The sequence below is a fragment of the Isoptericola sp. GX10416 genome, assembly GCF_056590155.1.
This window is the reverse complement of the sequence record NZ_JBWPVO010000003.1, coordinates 267,150-287,700: the sequence shown is the minus strand read 5'-3', so window position 1 is coordinate 287,700 and position 20,551 is coordinate 267,150. Positions and strand designations below refer to the sequence as shown.

The window sequence follows — 20,551 nt, the reverse complement described above, 5'->3', positions numbered from 1 at the left end:
CCGCACCAGCGACCCACGATCACGAAGGAAACCTGAGATGACGATGACTCCCGAGCAGGCGGCCTGGTTCGCCCAGACGTTCGACCGCCTCAGCGGCAACGTCGGCCTGGCCGTGCTGGGCAAGGCGCCCGTGGTGCGCCTGGCCCTCACCTGCATGCTGGCCGAGGGCCACCTGCTCCTCGAGGACGCGCCGGGGACGGGCAAGACGGCGATGGCCCGTGCCATCGCCGCCTCGGTCCAGGGCACGCAGAACCGCATCCAGTTCACCCCGGACCTGCTGCCCTCCGACGTGACCGGCGTGATGATCTACGACCAGAAGACGGGCACGTTCGACTTCCGGCCCGGCCCGATCTTCGCGTCCATCGTCCTCGCGGACGAGATCAACCGTGCCTCGCCGAAGACGCAGTCGGCGCTTCTCGAGGTCATGGAGGAGGGTCGCGTCACGGTCGACGGCGCCGCCCACGACGTCGGCCGCCCGTTCATGGTGATCGCCACGCAGAACCCGATCGAGCAGGCCGGTACGTACCGGCTGCCCGAGGCGCAGCTCGACCGGTTCCTCATGAAGACGTCGGTCGGCTACCCGGACCACGCCTCCACGGTGGAGATCCTGTCCGGAGCGGCGACGCGTGACCGCAGCGCGGCCCTGCAGCCGATCATCACGACCAAGGCGGTCGCTGACATGGCCGACCTCGCCGCCACGGTCCACACCGACCAGGCGGTCCTGGAGTACATCAGCCGCCTGGCGGAGGAGACCCGCAACGCCCCCGAGGCGCGGATCGGTGTCTCGGTCCGTGGAGCCCTGGCCCTGGTGCGCTGCTGCAAGGTCTGGGCTGCGGCGCACGGCCGCAACTACGTGCTGCCCGACGACGTCAAGCAGCTCGCGCAGCCCGTGTGGGCGCACCGGTTCGTGCTCGACGCCGAGGCGGAGTTCACGGGTGCCCGCGCAGACATCGTCCTGGCCCGCATCATGGCGGACGTGGCGGCACCGCAGGAGCGCGCCGGCGTATGACGGCCCCGAGCACAGGGCGAGCGCGACCCTCACGAATCGCGGCGTCGAGACTGCGCACCGGAGCCTGGTGGGTGACGGCCGTCGCGTCGCTGCGCGGCGCGTGGTCCACGCTGGTCACGGTGTGCGCCCCCGTGACGGGCGCGTTCAGCAGCTTCGGGATCGCGGCGCTGGTCGTCGCGGCGGGGGCCTGGGTCACCGGCCTCGTGCTCGGCTGGCTCGAGGTGCTGGTGGTGGCGATCGTGCTCACGGTCGCCCTCGTGGCGGCGATCGTGTTCGTGCTGGGCCGGCTGCGGTACGACGTCACCCTGACCCTGACGCAGTCGCGGGTGACCGTCGGAGACCCTGCCGTCGGCCGCCTCGACGTCCGCAACGCCGCGTCCCGGCCCCTGCTGCCGTCGGTGATGGAGCTGCCGGTCGGCCGCGGCACCGCAGCCTTCCCCGTGCCCCGCATGCGTGGCGGCGGCACCCACGAGGAGATCTTCCGCGTCCCGACCCGGCGCCGCAGCGTCATCACGGTCGGTCCCGTGAAGTCCGTGCGCGCCGACCCGCTCGGGCTCCTGCGCCGTGAGGTCACCTGGACGGACTCCCAGGAGCTGTACGTGCACCCGGCGGTGAAGAACCTCGCGAGCTCCTCGACCGGTCTGCTCCGCGACCTCGAGGGGCGTGCGACCACCGACCTCACCGACTCGGACATCTCGTTCCACGCGCTGCGCGAGTACGCGCCGGGCGACGACCTGCGCCACATCCACTGGAAGACGACGGCACGCACGGGCACGCTCATGGTCCGCCAGTTCGAGGAGACGCGGCGTTCCCACCTGGCCGTGCTGCTCTCCACGCGCGCGCAGGACTACGCCGACGACGAGGAGTTCGAGCTCGCGGTCTCCGTGTGCGGGTCGCTCGGTCTGCAGGCCATCAAGGAGGACCGGGGGGTGACGGTGCTCGTGCACACGGGCAGCCTCCGCGGCGACCACCACACGCGGCTCCTCGACGACCTGTCCCGGGTCGAACCCGTCCACTCCCACAGCAAGCTGGTGGACCTCGCCCGGGGTGTCGGGTCGAGCTCCGCGAGCGCGTCGGTGATCGCGTTCGTCGTCGGCAGCAAGGTCACGCCGACCGAGCTGCGGGTCGCGTCCGCGCGGCTGCCCGTCGGTGTGACGGTGATGGCGATCCAGTGCGTGCCGGGCGTCAGCCTGTCCCGCCACTCGATCGGCGAGGTCGGCGTGCTGGCCCTCGGTCGGCTCGGCGACCTGCCGCTCGCCCTGAAGAAGATGAGCGAGGCATGACCCACGAGACCACGCGGGGTGGCGAGTTCGCCCCCCAGGACACGAGCGCGCGGGAGGAGTTCCGCACCGGGACCGGGCGCGGCACGACCCGGCGGCACCGGGACGCGGTCCCGCGGGCGACCACGGTGCCCGGCCTGGTCGACCTGTCGGCGCTGCTGGTGATGCTCGGTGCGGTCGTCGTCGGCTTCGGCCCCGTCTGGGGCTCGGCCGGATACGTGCTGCCCGCGGCGGGCGGTGTCGTCGTCGGTCTGGCCGTGGCCTGGATCGGTGCGTGGCGCCGATTCTCCGCGGTGACGGTGACGGCGCTGGCGATGCTGGGCTACCTGCTGCTCGGCGGTGTCTTCGCCCTCCCGCACACCGCGATCGGTGGTGTGGTGCCGGGTCTGACGACGCTGCGCGACCTGCTGCTCGGCGCGGTGGAGGGCTGGAAGCGGTTCGTCACGACGGCACCGCCGCTCAGCTCCTTCCCGGACCTGGCGGTTGTCCCGTATCTGCTGATGCTGATCGTCTCGCTGGTCGCGGGCACGATCGCCTGGCGGGCCCGGCACGCGGTGTGGGCGCTCGCCCCGGTCACCGTCGGCTTCGTCGGCGTGATCCTGCTCGGGACCCTCGACGAGGCGCTGCCCGTGGTCCAGGGGGCGGTGATCGCCCTGGTGGGACTGCTCTGGGGCGGGGTGCGGGCCATGGAGGCACGCGTCGGGACGCACTCGATCGCCACCGAGTCGAGCAGCGCGGCGATCCGTCGCCTGCGCTGGTACCGCGTCCGCACGGGCGCCGCGATCCTGGGCGTCGCCGCCGTCACCGCGGCCTTCGTCGCGCCGGCGATCATGCCGGACTCGCCGCGCACCGTGCTGCGCGAGACCATCGTGCCGCCGCTGGACCTGCACCAGTACGCGAGTCCGCTCGTCGCGTTCCGCAACTACGCCAAGGAGCAGCGCACGGACGAGCTCTTCACCATCAGCGACCTGCCGGAGGGCGGGCGGGTCCGCCTGGCGACGCTCGACCGGTACGACGGTGTCGTCTACGACGCCTCCGGCGAGGGTGGCGACACCGGCGTCTACAGTCGAGTGGGGCAGAGCATCGCGACCGCTGCCACCGGCGAGGCCGTCGAGGTGGAGGTCGAGGTCACCGGCTACTCGGGCGTCTGGGTGCCGGAGGTCGGCGCGTTGACGGGCGTGCGGTGGACCGGCCCGGACGCCGCGGCGCAGGACGGCAGCACCTACTACAACTCGGCGACCCGCACGGCGATCACGACGCACGGCGTGCGGCCCGGGGACACCTACACGCTGAGCACCCTCGTGAGCGACCTGCCGAGCGAGGAAGAGCTCCAGCAGAGCACCGTGATGGACGTCGACCTGCCCGACGTCCCGGACACCGCCGTGCCGCCCGGCCTGCCCGCCAAGTCGGCGCAGTTCACCGGCGAGGAGATCGACCCGGCCACCAAGCTGTTCCTCCTGCGCGACGCGCTCGCCGCATCGGGAGTCCTGTCCAGCGGGCTCGAGGGCGAGCCGCCGTCGCGCCCCGGGCACTCGGCCGAGCGGATCGACACCCTCGTCCAGCAGGAGAAGATGGTCGGCGACGACGAGCAGTTCGCCGTGGCACTGGCACTCATGGCCCGCCAGTCCGGCATCCCGGCGCGCGTCGTCATGGGCTTCGCACCGGAGGAGGACAGCGCCTACACCCCCGGTGAGCCCTGGACGGTGGTCGGCAGCGACGTGCGCGCGTGGATCGAGGTGCCGTTCGAGGAGCACGGCTGGGTGCCGGTCGAGGCGGTCCCCGAGCAGAAGCCGCAGATCCAGCCCGAGCCGCAGTCGGAGGAGGTGCCCAAGCCGCCTGTGCTGCAGGAGCCGGAGCCTCCGGAGGAGCCGGACCAGGCCAAGGCGGGCAACGTCGAGGACGACGAGGAGGAGGAGGCGGAGAACGAGACCTTCGACTGGGGCCGCTTCGCGCTCATCGTCGCCGCCATCGGCATCCCGCTGCTGCTCGTGGCAGGACCCGTCGTGGCGATCCTGGCCTACAAGGCTCGACGGCGGAACCGCCGGCGCCTCGCCGAGGAGCCGGTCGAGCGGTTCAGCGGTGGCTGGCACGAGGTCGTCGACGTCGCCACCGACCTGGGCAGCACCGTGCCGGCCTCGGCCACGCGGCGGGAGAGCGCCCACCTCATCGCCGGCGAACGCCAGGCACCCGGTACGCTCGCTGTCGCACACCGCGCGGACGCGAGCGTCTTCGGGGCGGGACGGTCCAGCGCCGAGGAGGCCGAGGGCTACTGGCAGGAGATCGACGAGCTCGTGGGCGGCATGCGGGCGGGCGTACCGCGCGGCCAGCGGCTCCGGGCAGCGTTGTCCCTGCGCTCGGTCCGTGCGCGCAGGCGCTGGCGTAGGAGCTAAGGAGAATCGATGAGTGACGTGGTCTGTGCGGGCTGCGGCTCGACCCAGCGGGAGGGCGCACCGTTCTGCGCCGTGTGCGGGCGCCAGTTCCCGCGGACGGGCAGGCCGGTGGAGGTCTCCCCGGAAGGGCCGCGCGGCGCGTTCCAGCAGTCGTTCGGCCGGGGGGACCCGGGGGAGCCGGTCGCGGTGAACACGACCACCGAGCCCGAGCTGATGACGGCCACGCAGGTCCCGGCGGCATGGCACCAGACGCCCGAGCCCGCCCTGGTCGCGCCCTCCTACGCCCACGTGGGCAAGCGGTTCGTCGCCTTCCTGATCGACGGTGCCGGCGCCGGTCTCCTCTTCGGGCTCGTGTACGGCCTCGGGTTCCTGTTCGTCGACCTGCCCGCCGGGACGTACTACCCGGGCGACCCGGAGTTCGCGGCGGCACTCAGCCAGATGCTGGTCGTGATCGTGCTGGCGCTCGCCGTCCTGCTCGCGTACGGGCTGTGCCAGCTGATCTGGGAGGGCCGGTCGGGCAAGACCCTCGGACACCTGCTCCTGGGCATGCGGGTGCAGAGCGCGGAGGGTGGGATGCCGATCGGGGTCGGCCGGGCCTTCCTGCGCTCACTCGTCGTGGCAGCCGGCTCGCTCGTCATCGGCATCGGCCAGTACGTGGTGCTGCTCAGCCCGCTGTGGGACGCGTCCGGTCGCAGGCAGGGCTGGCACGACAAGGCCGGGAAGGCCGTCGTCGTCGACGCGCGCACCTCCGCGTCCGCGGCTGCTGCCCGGCCGGCCGCACCGGCGGCCGCGACCTACCCGCCGTCGGTGCCTGCTGCCGCTCCGGTGGCACCCGCGCCCGGCCCGGCCTCCGTGGCGCCGACGCCGGTCCGGCCGTCGCCACCGGCCCAGCCACCGACGGCGGCCGGATACCCGCCGTCGGCCGCCCCCGACCCGTACGCCGCCTACCAGGCACCGGCCCCGGCGGCCGGAGACGGTCTCATCACCGGCGTGCCCGGGGTGGCCGCCGAGAGCCCGGACGACGTCCCCGCCCCCGGGCCCGCCACCCAGGCGGCTCCTGCTGCTCCCGCGCCGGAACCGGCTCCTGCTGCCCCCGCGCCGGAACCGGCTCCTGCTGCTCCCGCGCCGGCTCCGGCTCCTGCTGCTCCCGCGCCGGAACCGGCTCCTGCTGCCCCCGCGCCGGAACCGGCTCCGGTCGAGCAGCCGGAGCAGCCTGAGCAGCCGGTGAGCCTCCCGGAGGAGCACACGTCGTTCGGCGCCACGCGGATGCAGGCACCCGTCCAGCAGCAGGCCCTGTCGCCCGCGCCCGTCGCCGTCGTCGAGCTCGAGCTGGAGTCGGGCGAGCGGCAGGCCGTCGACGGGCTCGCCCGGATCGGCCGCAACCCGGAGGCGACGGCAGGGGAGGACGTCCGTCTGATCCGTGTCGACGACCCGACCCGTTCGGTGTCGAAGAACCACGCGGACCTCGGCGTCGACTCCGCAGGGCTCTGGCTCACCGATCGAGGGTCGACCAACGGCACGGTGATCTCGTCGGCGGGTCTGCCGCCGCGCGTGGCGGAGCCCGGTGCACGGGTCCGGGTGCCGACAGGGTCGACGATCCATGTCGGCGACCGGCGCATCGTGGTCCACCCCGGGCGGCGTCCATGAGCGCCGCCGAGCTGGTGCTGAGCTGGGGAGCGGCGACTCACGAGGGCCGCCGACGCCGCGTCAACGAGGACGGGTTCCTCGCGGGCGACGGGGTCTTCCTCGTGGCGGACGGCATGGGCGGGCACGACGCGGGCGAGGTCGCCAGCGCCTTCGCGCTCGAGGCGCTGAGCCCCCTGCGGGACGTCGCGCGCATCGACCCGGACGTCGTGGTCGACCTGGTCGCGGCGGCGCAGGAGCGGGTGCGCGGCATCGAGACCGGTCCGGGCGGACGGGGTGCGGGGACCACCCTGACCGGCGCCGTCGTCGCCTACCAGGACGACGTGCCCTACTGGCTGTTCGTCAACGTCGGCGACTCGCGGACCTACCTGATGTCCGCGGGGACGCTGGACCAGGTGAGCGTGGACCATTCGGAGGTCCAGCAGCTCGTCGACGCCGGCCTGCTCACGGAGGAGGAGGCGCGCGAGCACCCGCGTCGCAACGTGGTGACCCGGGCGCTCGGAGCCGACGACACGCCGAGCCCCGACTTCCGGTACGTCCCGGTCGTGGTGGATGATCGGCTGCTGGTGTGCTCGGACGGGCTCACCCTCGAGCTCACCGACGAGCGGATCGCCCAGCTCCTCCTCGAGCACCCGGACCCGCAGGAGGCGGCGGGCAGGCTCGTCGACGAGGCGATCGCGGCCGGCGGACGCGACAACATCACCGTGATCGTGGTGGACGTCGCGAGCGCCGCGGACGGCACGGAAGGGACGACGACCACCCCGCGCGGCGCCTTCGCGCCGGACGAGGACACGGTGCCGACCGGGGCGTGGCCCGCGCGGGAGCAAGGACTGGAGGACGCATGACGAGGGCCGAGTACACCGAGGGCGACGCACGGGCGATCGTGCGAGGTGGCACCGTGGTGCTGCTGCCCGCACCGGTCGACGCGGACCTGGTCGCCCGGCTCTGGGCGGTGCTGCCGGAAGCGAGCGGTCGCCCCGACGACGGCGGGGTGCCCCCGGCGGGTGTCGTGGCGGTCGTCGGCGTGCTCGCCCAGGTGGCCGGCGCCCTGACGGACATCCCGCCGTTCGCGGTGGCGACCTGGGACGCCACCACCGGCACGGCGCGGGTCGCCGTGCGGGGGACCGCGGCGTCGGCCGTGGTGGCGACGGGGTCGGGAGACGTCGAGGTGACGGGCGCCGACGTCCTCATGTGGGCGGAGCGCGTGGTCGACGACGCGACCTCCGTCGTCGTTCGCACGGCAGGCGCCGCGAGCCCGGGTGCCGCGGCGTGGCCGCTGGTCGGAGGCGTGATCCGTGCGGACGCGGTGCGGCTCGGGGACCTCGTGCAGGGCAACCTCGTGCAGGGCGGCGAGTCCGGGGCCGAGGCGCCTGCGGCTGCCGCCGACGTACCCCCCGCCCCCGCTCCCGCCGACCCGAGCGCGTGGCCGGTGCCGGGGCAGAAGTTCGTCACGGTCCCCAGCCAGGAGACGATCGTCGGCAGCGTCGACAGCCCCGCCCCGACGCCCGCGCCGCCGGCCCGCCCGGTACCCGCCGGCCACGACGGTCGCACCGACGGCGCTGCCGGGGAAGCGACCGACGACGGCGCCGACGACGGGGAGACCGTCTCGCCGGTCTCCGAGGAGACCGTCATGGGTGACGACGGCGACGGCTACGAGCACCTGTTCGGCGACACCGTCTTCCGCCGCGTCGAGGACGCCGCGGTGCGGGTCACGGAGGACGACGAGGGCGAGGACGAGCCTGCCGCCGCCGTCCCGGCGCCCGCGACACCGTCGGAGGCGACGCCACCGGCGCCCGCACCTGCGCCGGAGCCCGTGCCGGCTCCCTTGCCCGAGCCCGGTGGGCTGATCGCCGAGGTCCCCGGTGCCGGGACCCCCGCGGCCGCCTCGCGGGCGGCCGCCATCAGCGCAGACCAGGCTCCGCCGTCCGAGCCGGGCCAGGAGCCCGGTGTCCTCGACGACCACGACGGCCACACCATCATGTCGGGCGAGCTCGCCGCGCTGCGCGAGGCCGCCGGCGGGGTGCCGCAGTTCGACGTGCCCGCACCCGCGGGCGCCCAGGACGTGCTGGCGCTGACCTGCTCCCAGCGCCACCCCAACCCGCCGACGCGCGAGCACTGCCGCACCTGCAACGCGGCGCTGGAGGGCGACCCGCACCTGGTGCCCCGCCCGCTGCTGGGACGCATCCTGGTCTCGTCCGGCACGGCCACCGGCGGCGTCAACGAGGTCGACGGCGGCCAGGCGGTCGACCTGGACCGCGACGTGGTCGTGGGGCGCCGGCCCCGGACGTCCACCACCTCCGCGGACCGGATGCCGCGGCTCGTGACCGTGGCGAGCCCGCAGCAGGACATCTCGCGGTCCCACGTCGAGGTCACGCTCGAGGAGTGGCACGTGCTGGTGGAGGACCTCGCGACCACCAACGGCACCATGCTGCTGCGCCCGGGCCAGGAGCCCCGCCGCCTGCACCCGAACCAGAAGGAGATCATCGCGGACGGCGACGTCGTGGAGCTCGGCGACGGCGTGGCGCTCACCTTCGAGGGCATCTGGTGAGGGCGGGCGCATGAGCAGCAAGCGCGCCCCCTCGGCGCCTCCCGAGATCCCCGGGTACGAGTTCCGCAAGCTGATCGGTTCCGGCGGGTTCTCCGACGTCTTCCTGTACGAGCAGCGCCGGCCCCGGCGCCCGGTCGCGGTGAAGGTGCTCCTCAAGGAGTGGTCGAGCGACGCCCAGCGAGCCGCCTTCGACGCCGAGGCGGACCTCATGGCGACGCTCGGCAACCACCCGTCGATCGTCACGATGTTCGAGGCGGGGGTGACGCCGGACAACCGCCCCTACCTGGCGATGGAGCACTGCTCCCGCCCGAACCTCGGGTCGCGCTACCGCACCGAGCGGTTCTCCGTCGCGGAGGCGATGCGGACCACGATCCAGATCGCCGGCGCGGTGGAGACGGCGCACCGGCTCGGCATCCTGCACCGGGACATCAAGCCGGCCAACATCCTGGTGACCCAGTTCGGCCACCCCGCGCTGACCGACTTCGGCATCTCCTCCACGGTGGACTCGGTGTCCGTCGCGGAGGGCATGTCCATCCCGTGGTCGCCGCCCGAGTCGTTCGGCGACCCGCCGGTCAGCGGGATCGCCACCGACGTCTGGGCGCTCGGTGCCACCTGCTACACGCTGCTCGCCGGCCGCACCCCGTTCGAGGTGCCCGGCGGGTCGAACGCCTCGGCGGACCTCATGAGCCGCATCGCGACCGCGCCGCTACCGGGCACGGGCCGTGGGGACGTCCCGGACTCGCTCGAGCGGGTGCTGCGGATCGCGATGGCCAAGCAGCCGGGCTCGCGGTACCCGACCGCGCTGGCCTTCGCCCGTGCGCTGCAGCAGGTCCAGGTCGAGCTGGCGCGCGACATGACGCCGATCGACATCCTCGACGAGTCCGGCTCTGTGCACGCGGAGGAGGACGACGCGGCCGACGGCACGCGGATGAACCGGATCACCGCCATCGATCCCGGCCAGGGGCTGCCGTCGGTGGGGTCGGCCGGGTCGGCGGGGTCTGCGGCATCGGCGGGGTCCCCCGGCTCCTGGGGATCGGCCGCGAGCCCGGGCTCCTGGGGATCGGCCGCGAGCCCGCAGGCACCGTCCACCGGCGGAGCGTCCGTGCCGCTGGTCGGCGCACCCGGCAACGGGCCCGGGGCGCCCGGTCCCGGGTTCGTCCCCACGGTCGGCACCGGCCAGGAGTGGGCCGGTGTCCCCGTCGACGAGACGGTGCACCGGACCCAGGCGCCGTCGTCGGACACCGGCGAAGACGCCGACGACGGCGCCGCGACCCGCTCGACCTCGTGGTGGCCGCTGGTCGGCGGCGCGGCCGGGCTCCTCGTCGTCGGCGGCGTGGTCTGGTGGCTGGTCTCGGGCTCCGGGACGTCGCCGGAGGCCGGCCCCAGCGCCGAGGCGACCGCCGTGGACCCGGTCGCACCGCTCGGCGGCTACGTCCCACCTGTCCGCGAGCTGGACGTCGCGGTCGACGGTGACGAGGTCGTGGTGACCTGGGAGCCGCCGCGCGAGGCGCACGAGGGTGACGTCTACGGCTGGCGGCAGCTCTCCCTGACCTCCGAGTCGCGGTACGAGGAGACCGACGAGACCACCGTGCGGGTGCCCGACGACCCGGACCAGAACGTCTGCGTCGAGGTCGTCGTGGTGCGGGACAGCAAGCCGTCCGACGTGACGCAGGTGTGCGCGGACGAGGCCTGAGCGACAGGAAGGGGGACAGATGGGCGAGCTGGCGATCGAGTTCTGCGGTGAGTGGTTCCACCCGGACCCGGGCGAGCCGTTCGACATCGGCCGCGAGGGCGACCTGGCGATCGACGACAACCTCTACCTGCACCGTCGGTTCCTGCGATTCACCAGCGAGGAGGGCATCTGGTGGCTGAGCAACATCGGCTCGGCCGTCGCGGCCACCGTCTGCGACCTGCGGGGCGGCGTGCAGTCCTGGCTGCCGCCCGGGAACCGGCTGCCAGTCGTGTTCCCCACGACATCGGTGGTCTTCACCGCGGGTCCCACCACGTACGAGCTGACCGCCTCCCTGCGGGACGCTCCCTACTACGAGATCGGCACCGAGGAGTCCTCGACCGGTGCCACCACCATCGGCGCCGTCCGGTTCACCGTCAGCCAGAAGCAGCTCATCGTGGCGCTCGCCGAGCCGATGCTGCGCCGTGAGGGCACGGGGCTCAGCGAGATCCCGTCCAGCGCGGACGCGGCACGGCGCCTCGGCTGGGCGACGACGCGGTTCAACCGCAAGCTCGACAACGTCTGCGACAAGCTCGACCGCATCGGCGTCCGAGGCCTGCGCGGCGGCCCGGGCGGGGCTGCGACCAACCGCCGGGCGCGCCTCGTCGAGCACGCCGTCACCTCCCGGCTCGTGACCGCTGACGACCTCCCCCTCCTCGACCTGAAGGACGACGTCTGACGTGCGCATCAAGCTGACCCTGAGCCGGCCGGACGAGTCGGCCGTCAACGTGGCCGTCACCGCGGACGCCACCGCGAGCGTCCGCGACGTGGCCGAGGTGCTGTTCACGGCCGACCCCACCCGCAACGGGGCACCGGCACCGGACAACCTCACGCTGCAGATCCTCGGCGACGGCTCGGCGCAGCGCAACGTCTCCGCGGGCCGGGTGCTCACCCCGACCAGCGACATCGTCCAGGCGGGGCTGCGGTCGGGCTCGGCCGTGTCGATCGTCCGCGTCTCGGAGCAGTTCGTCCACCCCGGTCAGGACCGCGGCGCCGCCGTCGCCGTGCTGCGCGTGCTGGAGGGCCCGGACGCGGGTCGTGAGTTCCACCTGCCCGTCGGCACGTCGTACCTGGGGCGGGACCGCGACATGGACGTCCGGCTCCAGGACCCGCAGGTCTCCAAGCGGCACGCGCGCATCATCATCGGCGAGCAGGTGGAGGTCCACGACCTCGACTCGGCGAACGGCCTCGTGATGGGCGGCCAGCGGATGACGCGTTCCGCGCTCACGTCGTCCGACACCGTGACCGTCGGCGGGAGCGTCGTCTCCGTCGTCTCCCTGCACCGGTCGACCAGCCTGGCCCCGACGAGCCCGGTGGTGGAGTTCAACCGGTCCCCACGGGTGGTGGCCCGGTTCGGCGAGACCGACATCGCCGCGCCGAAGCCGCCGCGGCCCGAGCCGCCCCGGCGCCTGCCCTGGCTGCCGATGATGGTCCCGGCCCTCATGGGCCTCGCGATGTTCGTCATCTTCGACAACCCGCGGATGCTCATCTTCATGTTCATGAGCCCGCTGATCATGATCGCGATGTACCTCGACCGGAAGACGAACGCGAAGAAGCAGTTCGCCGAGGCGTCACGGCTGTTCGAGGAGGCGGTCGAGGCCACCGGGGAACGGATCGTGCGGACCCACGCGATCGAGCGGGCCGTGCGCCGGGCCGAGGCCCCCTCCCTCACGGAGGCGATCGACGCCGTGCGCCGGCTCGGCGGGCTGATGTGGACCCACCGCCCCGAGCACCGCGGGTTCCTGACGCTCCGGCTGGGGACGGGCAGCGCCCCGGCACGCACCGAGTTCACCGAGCCTCGGGAGAACGAGGCGATCCCCGAGCACTGGGACAAGGTGCTGGACCTCAAGGCGCGCTGCGAGGTGATCGACGACGTCCCGACCGTCGCCGCGCTGCGCTACGGCGGGAACGTCGGCCTGGCCGGACCCAGCGGCGTCGTCGAGTCCGTCGCCCGGGCCGCCCTGCTGCAGCTCGTGGCGCTGCACTCGCCCGCGGAGATGGTCGTCACCGCGCTCACCTCGCACCGCTCCCGCGAGGACTGGGAGTGGCTGCAGTGGGTCCCGCACACCGGGTCGCCCCACAGCCCTCTGGGCGCCTCCGACCACCTGGCCGCGGACCCCGGTCGGGGGACGGCGCTCCTCACCCGCCTCGAAGGACTGATCGAGGCGCGCGGCGTCGTGCTCGACGGTCCGCCGCCGTTCGAGGGCGAGCGGGACCCGAAGAAGGACGCCGAGGAGCGGTCCCCGAAGCCCGTCCTGCCCGCCGTCGTCGTCCTCGTCGAGGACGACGCACCGCTCGACCGGTCGCGCCTCGTCCGGCTCGCCGAGCGCGGCCCGTCCGCGAACGTGCACGTCGTCTGGGTCGCCCCGACGGTGGAGCAGCTGCCCGCCGCCTGCCGCACCTTCGTCCTGCTCGACCCGCAGTCGCGCGAGGAGAGCGGGATGACCGGCGAGGTGCACTACGGCCGCCTGACCTACCCCGTGACCTGCGAGACGGCCGACCTGGCGACGGCCTACGAGGTCGCCCGGATCCTGTCCCCGGTGGTCGACGTCGGCGCGCCCGCCGAGGACGAGTCCGACCTGCCCCGCTCGGTGTCCTACCTGGCGCTCGTGGGGACCGACCTCGGATCGGACGCGGCCGGGGTGGTGGACCGGTGGCGGGAGAACCTGTCGCTCACGCCGCGCGACGGGTCCCCGCCGGTACGCCGCAAGAGCCCGACCGACCTGCGTGCACTCATCGGGCACAACGGCGTCGAGGAGTTCTACCTCGACCTGCGCACCCAAGGGCCGCACGCCCTCGTGGGCGGGACCACCGGTGCCGGCAAGTCGGAGTTCCTGCAGTCCTGGGTGCTCGGGATGGCGGCGGCGCACAGCCCCGACCGCGTGACGTTCCTGTTCGTCGACTACAAGGGCGGGGCGGCCTTCGCGGACTGCGTCGACCTGCCGCACACGGTCGGCCTGGTCACCGACCTCTCGCCGCACCTGGTGCGGCGCGCGCTGTCGTCGCTGCGTGCCGAGCTCCACTACCGCGAGCACCTGCTCAACCGGAAGAAGGCCAAGGACCTCGCCTCCCTGGAGCGCACCGGCGACCCCGAGGCGCCACCGAGCCTGATCATCGTGGTCGACGAGTTCGCGGCGCTGGTGGGAGAGGTCCCCGAGTTCGTCGACGGCGTGGTGGACGTCGCCCAGCGGGGGCGCTCGCTCGGGCTGCACCTCATCCTCGCCACGCAGCGCCCCGCCGGCGTCATCAAGGACAACCTGCGGGCGAACACCAACCTGCGTATCGCGCTGCGCATGGCCGACGAGTCCGACTCCAAGGACGTGCTCGGGGACGAGATGGCGGCGCACTTCTCGCCGTCGATCCCCGGCCGCGGTGCGGCGAAGACCGGGCCGGGCCGCATCACGACGTTCCAGACGGGCTATGCCGGCGGCTGGACGAGCGACGAGCCGCAGCACACCCAGGTCGAGGTCGAGGAGATGGACTTCGGCACGGGGCGGCGCTGGGAGATGCCCGCGCCCGACACGTCGGACGACGTCGACCCCGGACCGAACGACATCGCGCGGATGGTCGCCACCATCCGCCAGGCCGCCTCGAGCGCGGGGGTGCCGGCGCCGCGCAAGCCATGGCTGGAGGAGCTGGCCGCGACCTACGACCTGGCCCTCCTGCCCAACCCCCGCACCGACTCCCGGCTGCTGCTGGGCGTGCTCGACGACCCGCACGCCCAGGCGCAGCCGACGGTCCACTACGAACCCGACACCGACGGCAACCTGGCGGTGTACGGCACGGGCGGCACGGGCAAGAGCACGACGCTGCGCACCATCGCCGTCTCGGCGGGCCTGACCGCCCGCGGCGGCCCGACGCAGGTCTACGGCATCGACTGCGGGTCCGGCGGGCTGTCCATGCTGGAGAACCTCCCGCATGTCGGTGCGGTCATCTCCGGTGACGACGAGGAGCGGATCACCCGCCTGATGCGCCGGCTGACCGGGCTGCTCGACGAGCGGTCCGCCCGGTACGCCGAGGTGCGGGCCAGCACCATCGACGAGTACCGGCGGATCGCGGACCGGCCCGAGGAGCCGCGGATCATCGTGCTGGTGGACGGCATCGGCACGTTCCGCGACTCCTACGAGGTGTCCTCCGTGCGAGGATTCTCGATCTTCGGGGCGTTCACCCAGCTCGCCACGGACGGACGACCGGTGGGGATCCACCTCGTGATGTCGGGCGACCGGGCCGTCTCGGTGCCGCCGTCCCTGAACTCCACGGTGCAGAAGCGCATCGTGCACCGCCTGGCGCGCGAGGACGACTACCTGATGCTGAACGTCCCCCGCGACGTCCTCAACCCCGCGTCGGCCCCCGGTCGGGCGATCATGTACGGCCAGGAGGCCCAGATCGCCGTCCTCGGTGGGGAGTCGAACGGGGCGGTGCAGTCGCGCGAGCTCGCGAGGCTGGAGCAGACGATGCGACGGATGGGCGCCGCGCAGGCGCCCGGCGTGGCGCGGCTCCCCGACAGCTTCGGGCTCGACGCCCTGCCCCCGTTCGTCGGGGACCAGGCGACGATCGGCCTGCGCGACCTCGACATGGCGCCGGTGGGGCTCCCGGCACGGTCGCCCTTCATGCTGGCGGGGCCGCCGGGGTCGGGCCGCACGACGGCGTTCGTCACCCTCGCGACCACGCTGCGAAGGGCCGGGCGGACCCGCCTCGTCTACCTGTCGTCACGTCGGACCAGCCTCGGTGCCCTGGAGCTGTGGGACCGGCAGGCGGCGAACCCGGAGGACGTCGTCGAGATCCTCAAGGAGCTCACGGCCGACCTCCAGGAGGACCGCTACCCGGCGGGCGGCCTGACCGTGATGGTCGAGAACTACACGGAGCTGACGGGCACACCGGCCGAGAAGCCGCTCGAGGCGTTCGTCAAGCTCGCGGTCCGCAAGGAGCAGCTCGTGGTCGGCGAGTCGGAGACCTCGACCTGGTCGAAGGCCTTCACCCTGGCCGGGCCGTTCAAGTCCGGCCGCAACGGCATCCTGCTCACCCCGGGTGACACGGACGGGGACGTCCTGATGAACACCCCGCTGGGTCGGCTCCGCCGCAAGGACTTCCCGCCCGGGCGGGGGTTCCTCATCACCGCGGGCCGGGCCGCCAAGATCCACGTCGCCCTCCCGGGGTGACGTCCCGGGGATGGGGAGCGCTCCCCATTCCCTGCCGTCACGCGCTCTGGTTGAGTGTGTGACGTCGAAGCCAACAGTCGGCTGTCCTGCACGGGACGGCCCTGAACGAAGGAGCATGACATGGTCGCAGAGGGTGGCAACGTCTTCGGTCTTGATGTCGAGGCAGTCCGGAGCCTGGCCGGCGTCCTGCGCGAGCAGGCGGAGGTCGTCCGCACGAGCGTCACGACGATCACCACGCAGATGGGTCAGACCGAGTGGAACGGCCCCGACGCCGTGCAGTTCCAGGAGGAGTGGGACGGCACGCACGCCGCGAAGCTGAACGAGATCGCCGCGGCGCTCGACGGCTACGCCACCACGGCGGACAACAACGCCTCGCAGCAGGAGGACACCTCGAACGCGTACTGACGCGCGAGGCAGCTCCCGCTCGGCGGGAGAGACACGAGGGGTGCGGTGCTGTGCCGCACCCCTCGGTCGCTGGTTCGGAAGCAGACCGAGGGCGATCCCGGGCGCGGTGCGCGGCGGGGCTATGAGGAGGAGCTGTGAGCGGAGGGATGTACGGCGCCGACGTCGAGGCGCTGCGCCTGCTCGCTGACAAGATCGCGGAGGGCGGTGACGCCCTGGACTCCGTGGTGGTGACGGTCGAGACGGCTATCCCCGGCCAGGACGGTTGGGGCGGACCGGACGGCGACGGTTTCCGTGCGGAGTGGGGCGACACCCACGTGGTCCGGCTCCGGGACACCGCCGACCTGCTGCGCGACGTCGCGACGAAGGTCCGGGAGAACGCCGAGGACCAGGCACGCACCTCGGACGACTACACCGGTGGCGGTGGCGCACCGGGCACGGGTGGCGGTGGCACGGGCGGCGGTAGCGGCGGTGGCGGCGGTGGCGCCGCGGACGGCGACTCCGAGGACGACGGGGGGAACCCGCTCCCCACACCGGGCTCCAGCCCGACGGACCGGCCGACCGACCGCAACGACCCGGACTACGACCCGCTGGACCAGAGCACGCATCGTGGCACGCAGGACATCTACGAGCGGCACGGCACGTACGGCGAGGACGGCTACACGCCGAGTGCCGACGGCGAGAACGCCGCCAGCGCGGCGGAGCGCGGCAACGTCCATCACACGCTCGCCGAGGGCGAGACAGGCGGGTTCGCCGGCTACGAGAACGGCGTCGACGGCGAGTTCGGCTCCGAGGACGGTGTGCACGGCTCCGGCGAGGCCGGGGTGGCCGCGGGCGCCGGCTACGACGCGTCCGGCTCGGTGACCCTCTCGGAGAACGGCCTGGTCGCCGAGGGCTCCGTCGGGGCCAACGCCGGCGTCGGCGCGAGCGCGAGCGGTGAGGTCGGCTACGGCGACCACCTCGGCGCCTCCGGGTCGGCGGAGGTCTTCGCCGGTGCCCGGGCCGAGGCCAACGGCGGCGTGTCCCTGGGTCCGGACGGCCTGGGTGTCAGTGCCGGCGTCGACGCCTTCGCCGGGGCCGAGGCCTCCGCCGAGGGGTCGGTCACTGCTGCAGGTGTGACCGCCGAGGCCGGGGCGACCGCCTACGCCGGCGTCGGCGTCACGGCGAACGCCGACGTCAACGTGGGCCTCGACAACGTCTCCGTCGACCTCGAGCTGGGTGCCGCGCTGGGCATCGGTGGCGGGTTCGACGTCTCGTTCGACTGGTCGCCCGCCGAGACCGTGGACGCCATCACCGACCTGGGTGGGGGCTTCGTCGACGGCATCACCGGCGGCTGGTGGTGACCGTCGATGGCATCGACTGATTGGATGGAAGCATGACTACCGTCTCCTACCCCAGCGAGACCTTCCCGGGTTTCCCGCAGGTCACCATGGACTGCCCCGAGGGCTGGTCCCCGCACTCCGTCCCCCCGGCGCAGCTGGCGATCACCCAGGAACGGCCTGCGGGCGAGTTCCGGCCCAACGTCATCGTCGTCATGCAGCGCCTGCGGCCCGAGCAGTCCTTCGAGGACGTCGTCCGCCAGGCCGTCGACAAGCTCGAGGCCACGCCGGGCTACGAGGAGGTCGGGCGGACGGAGACGACGCTGGCCGGCTTCCCGGCCGCTCGCGTCGAGGGCGCCTGGACCACCGAGCAGACCGGCACGATCGCCCAGGCGCTGCGCATCGCCGTGGTGGAGCACGACGGCGTGCGGGACGTCGTCGAGATCACCGGCACCTGCGCGGGCCAGCAGGCCACCGAGGTCTGGCCGACGATCCGGGCGATCCAGGACAGCTTCGACCTGGTGAGCCGGTGACCGGCGCGCAGGCCCCGGACCGGACGGCGCGGGTCGCCGTCGTCAGCCGACAGGTCGTGTTCGTCGCCGGCATCGTGCTGCTCGCCGGCGGCGTGCTCGCCCTCGTGAACGGCCGGACCGCTCTGGGCATCGGCCTCATCGTCGTCGCGGGCATCCTGGTCTTCCTCCGCGGCATGTGGACGCTGCGGCGCGGCATGCGCGCCGCGGCCGAGCGCGAGCGCGCCGAGGTGCCCGACGCCCCGGTCGCCGCGGCGGGCGGAGCCACCGGCGTCGACCAGGTGGTCGCCGACCTCGTCGGCATGAACGCCGAGGGCCTGCCCTACCTGATCGAGGCCGCGCCGACCCCCCGGGGCGTCCAGGTCGAGGTCCGCTGGAAGGTCGAGGAGATGCGCTGGCAAACCCTCTTCGTCAAGGGTCGGACCGCCTACGCCTGGCGGATGGAGGTCGACCTGGACCCGACCCGGTCGACCTACAAGTTCGTCGAGTACTCCGGGAAGGCGGACGCTCGTGCCGCCATCGGTCCCGGTGGCGCCTTCGTCCGGGCGAACTGGACCTGGCACCGCGGCCGGACGGCCGGGCAGAGCAACATGACCGTCGTCGAGGGTGCGGACGGGCAGGTCACCGTGTCGGGTTCCGCCGGGCCGCGGACCTCGTGGGAGGGTGTCGTGTCGATCCGGCCCGCCGACGCGAAGGTTCCGGTCTTCACCGTCCTGCGCAACCACGGCTGGCGGCCGCGGTTCGACTGGTTCGGCGCCCGGATGTTCGAGAAGTAGCCCCCACACCACCGAGGATTCGCATGACTCACACCATGACCCGCCGTCGGCTCCAGGCGGCGTTCGCCGTCCTGGTCGTCGCTCCGGCCCTGACCGCGTGCTCCTTCAGCGTCGGCGAGATCGAGCCTGTCGGCGAGGACGCCGGGGCGTCGGAGTCGGCCGCGGCGGACTCGGGTGCCGACGCCGGGACCGACACGTCCGAGGAGCCGGAGACGGCCGAGGCGCCGGCGACGACGGCCGAGCTGACGACCATCCACGCCCAGCACGTCGCGGCGCGGATCCCGTCCGACTGGGAGGAGATCGGGGACGCCGACGGCTGGTCCTACGTCCACCAGCTCTCGAACGAGTCCGGTGGCGTCGCCGGCCGGATCGGGTTCATGCCCGGCGGCGCGGAGATGAGCGCCCAGGAGTCGATCGACTGGTTCATCGGCGAGGTCGAGGGCCAGGGTGTCACCGACGAGAACTACGCGCCGGTGACCACGCTCCGCGACGAGGAGGACCGGGCCAACACGTCTTACACCTACACCTCGGGCGGCGAGCAGTACGTGAGCGTCGTCTGGGCGCTGGTCGACGGCAACGGGATCCCGTCGCTGGTGCAGCTCTCCGGTGCGAACGACGTGATCACCCAGGACTTCGTGGCCACCATCGACCAGTCGCTGAACCTCAACGGGGACTGGAAGGGCGCGGCCGGCTGACCGGTCCGCCTCAGCCTCGCCCGGCCGCCGTCGCACTCGCGGCGGCGGCCAGTCGTGTCGCCCGTGCCGACCGGGTCCCGTCGACCGTGAGGACGACGAGCGCGACCCACACGAGAGCGAACCCGACCCACCGTGACGGCGACATGTGCTCGCCGAACAGGAGCAGGCCGACGAGGAACTGGAGCGTCGGCGTCAGGTACTGGAGCATCCCGAGCACGGACAGCGGCAGGCGACGCGCAGCGGCCCCGAAGAGCAGCAGCGGCACCCCGGTGACGATGCCGGCGCTGACCAGCAGCAGGGCGTGCCCGACGCCCTGCTGCCCGAACGTGGAGACACCGGCGGCGGTCAGCCAGCCGAGGTAGGCCAGGGCGAACGGAGCGGCCACCGTGGTCTCCACCGCGAGGCTCGGCAGCGCACCGACCGTGCGCCCCGCGCGGTTCTTCGTCAGCGAGTAGCTGCCGAAGGAGAAGGCCAGCACCAGCGAGATCCACGGCAGACCGCCGACCCCCGTGGAGATGACGACGACGGCGGCCGCGCCGAAGCCGAGGGCGACCCACTGCGCGGGCCGCAACCGCTCGCGGAGCGCCACCACGCCCAGCAGGACGGTCACCAGCGGGTTGATGTAGTAGCCCAGCGCGGCGTCCAGGACGTGCTCGCTGAGCACCGCGTAGACGTACGTCACCCAGTTGGTGACGATGAGGATCGCCGCGACCGTGAGCACGCCCAGGGTACGGGGGTTGCGGAACACCACCGTGTAGGTCCGCAGGGACCGGGTGACGGTGAGCAGCAGCACGCAGAACACGAGCGACCACACGATCCGGTGCGCGATGATCTCGACCGCGCCGGCGGGCTCGAGGAGCGGGAAGTAGAGGGGCATGGCGCCCCACAGGAGGAAGGCTCCCAGGCCCAGCGGCAGGCCCCAGCGGGGCGCGGGCGGGGCGGCGGTGGTGGTCACCAGCGCAGGATATGCCGCGGGGTGACAAGTGCCACGGTGGACGGATTTCCGCAGCGGCCACCTGGCCGCTATGGTTGTCTCCGCAAGGTCGTCCGCGGCCTTGCTCGGCAGGTTG

General features: G+C 73.3%; 15 protein-coding genes. 14 read left to right on the top strand and 1 reads right to left on the bottom strand.

All coding sequences use genetic code 11. From position 1 onward, the window contains the following. The first annotated feature begins 37 nt into the window (after positions 1–37). From ACWAT2_RS07135 to ACWAT2_RS07070, 14 genes are all read left to right on the top strand, one after another. Complete coding sequence (locus ACWAT2_RS07135; protein WP_402372612.1) at positions 38–1,009, top strand: AAA family ATPase; 972 nt, start codon at positions 38–40, stop codon at positions 1,007–1,009. Positions 1,010–1,080: 71 nt separating this feature from the next. Next, positions 1,081–2,292, top strand: a complete 1,212-nt coding sequence (locus tag ACWAT2_RS07130; RefSeq protein ID WP_402372610.1) for a DUF58 domain-containing protein — start codon at positions 1,081–1,083, stop codon at positions 2,290–2,292. Then, complete coding sequence (locus ACWAT2_RS07125; RefSeq protein ID WP_402372608.1) at positions 2,289–4,679, top strand: transglutaminase-like domain-containing protein; 2,391 nt, start codon at positions 2,289–2,291, stop codon at positions 4,677–4,679. The genes ACWAT2_RS07130 and ACWAT2_RS07125 overlap by 4 nt, the downstream gene beginning before the upstream one ends. A gap of 9 nt (positions 4,680–4,688) precedes the next feature. Beyond that, positions 4,689–6,326: an RDD family protein gene (locus ACWAT2_RS07120; protein ID WP_402372605.1), complete on the top strand. Its 1,638-nt coding sequence runs from the start codon at positions 4,689–4,691 to the stop codon at positions 6,324–6,326. Then, positions 6,323–7,168, top strand: a complete 846-nt coding sequence (locus tag ACWAT2_RS07115) for a PP2C family protein-serine/threonine phosphatase (RefSeq protein ID WP_402372603.1) — start codon at positions 6,323–6,325, stop codon at positions 7,166–7,168. The genes ACWAT2_RS07120 and ACWAT2_RS07115 overlap by 4 nt, the downstream gene beginning before the upstream one ends. Further along, positions 7,165–8,871 (top strand): FHA domain-containing protein, encoded by a 1,707-nt coding sequence (locus tag ACWAT2_RS07110; protein WP_402372601.1) that lies wholly within the window; start codon positions 7,165–7,167, stop codon positions 8,869–8,871. The genes ACWAT2_RS07115 and ACWAT2_RS07110 overlap by 4 nt, the downstream gene beginning before the upstream one ends. A gap of 10 nt (positions 8,872–8,881) precedes the next feature. After that, entirely contained in the window at positions 8,882–10,564 is a 1,683-nt protein-coding gene (locus tag ACWAT2_RS07105; protein WP_402372599.1) for a serine/threonine-protein kinase, read from the top strand. Positions 10,565–10,583: 19 nt separating this feature from the next. Further along, a complete protein-coding gene (locus ACWAT2_RS07100) occupies positions 10,584–11,279 on the top strand; it encodes a hypothetical protein (protein WP_402372597.1) in 696 nt (231 codons plus the stop codon). Position 11,280: 1 nt separating this feature from the next. Beyond that, positions 11,281–15,759 carry an FtsK/SpoIIIE domain-containing protein gene (locus ACWAT2_RS07095; RefSeq protein WP_402372594.1) on the top strand — a complete coding sequence of 1,493 codons (4,479 nt, stop codon included), beginning with the start codon at positions 11,281–11,283 and terminating at the stop codon, positions 15,757–15,759. 120 nt (positions 15,760–15,879) lie between these two features. Continuing rightward, positions 15,880–16,164 carry a WXG100 family type VII secretion target gene (locus ACWAT2_RS07090; RefSeq protein ID WP_402372592.1) on the top strand — a complete coding sequence of 95 codons (285 nt, stop codon included), beginning with the start codon at positions 15,880–15,882 and terminating at the stop codon, positions 16,162–16,164. Between the two features lie 134 nt (positions 16,165–16,298). Next, positions 16,299–17,504 carry a hypothetical protein gene (locus ACWAT2_RS07085; protein WP_402372589.1) on the top strand — a complete coding sequence of 402 codons (1,206 nt, stop codon included), beginning with the start codon at positions 16,299–16,301 and terminating at the stop codon, positions 17,502–17,504. Between the two features lie 32 nt (positions 17,505–17,536). Further along, positions 17,537–18,013 carry an LpqN/LpqT family lipoprotein gene (locus ACWAT2_RS07080; RefSeq protein WP_402372586.1) on the top strand — a complete coding sequence of 159 codons (477 nt, stop codon included), beginning with the start codon at positions 17,537–17,539 and terminating at the stop codon, positions 18,011–18,013. Next, positions 18,010–18,786, top strand: a complete 777-nt coding sequence (locus tag ACWAT2_RS07075; protein ID WP_402372584.1) for a hypothetical protein — start codon at positions 18,010–18,012, stop codon at positions 18,784–18,786. Before ACWAT2_RS07080 ends, ACWAT2_RS07075 begins: the two co-directional genes overlap by 4 nt. Before the next feature lie 23 nt (positions 18,787–18,809). Next, complete coding sequence (locus ACWAT2_RS07070) at positions 18,810–19,481, top strand: hypothetical protein (RefSeq protein WP_402372583.1); 672 nt, start codon at positions 18,810–18,812, stop codon at positions 19,479–19,481. Positions 19,482–19,491: 10 nt separating this feature from the next. Here ACWAT2_RS07070 and rarD read toward each other — a convergent pair whose 3' ends face one another. Beyond that, complete coding sequence (gene rarD, locus ACWAT2_RS07065) at positions 19,492–20,436, bottom strand: EamA family transporter RarD (protein ID WP_402372580.1); 945 nt, start codon at positions 20,434–20,436, stop codon at positions 19,492–19,494. Positions 20,437–20,551 lie beyond the last annotated feature (115 nt).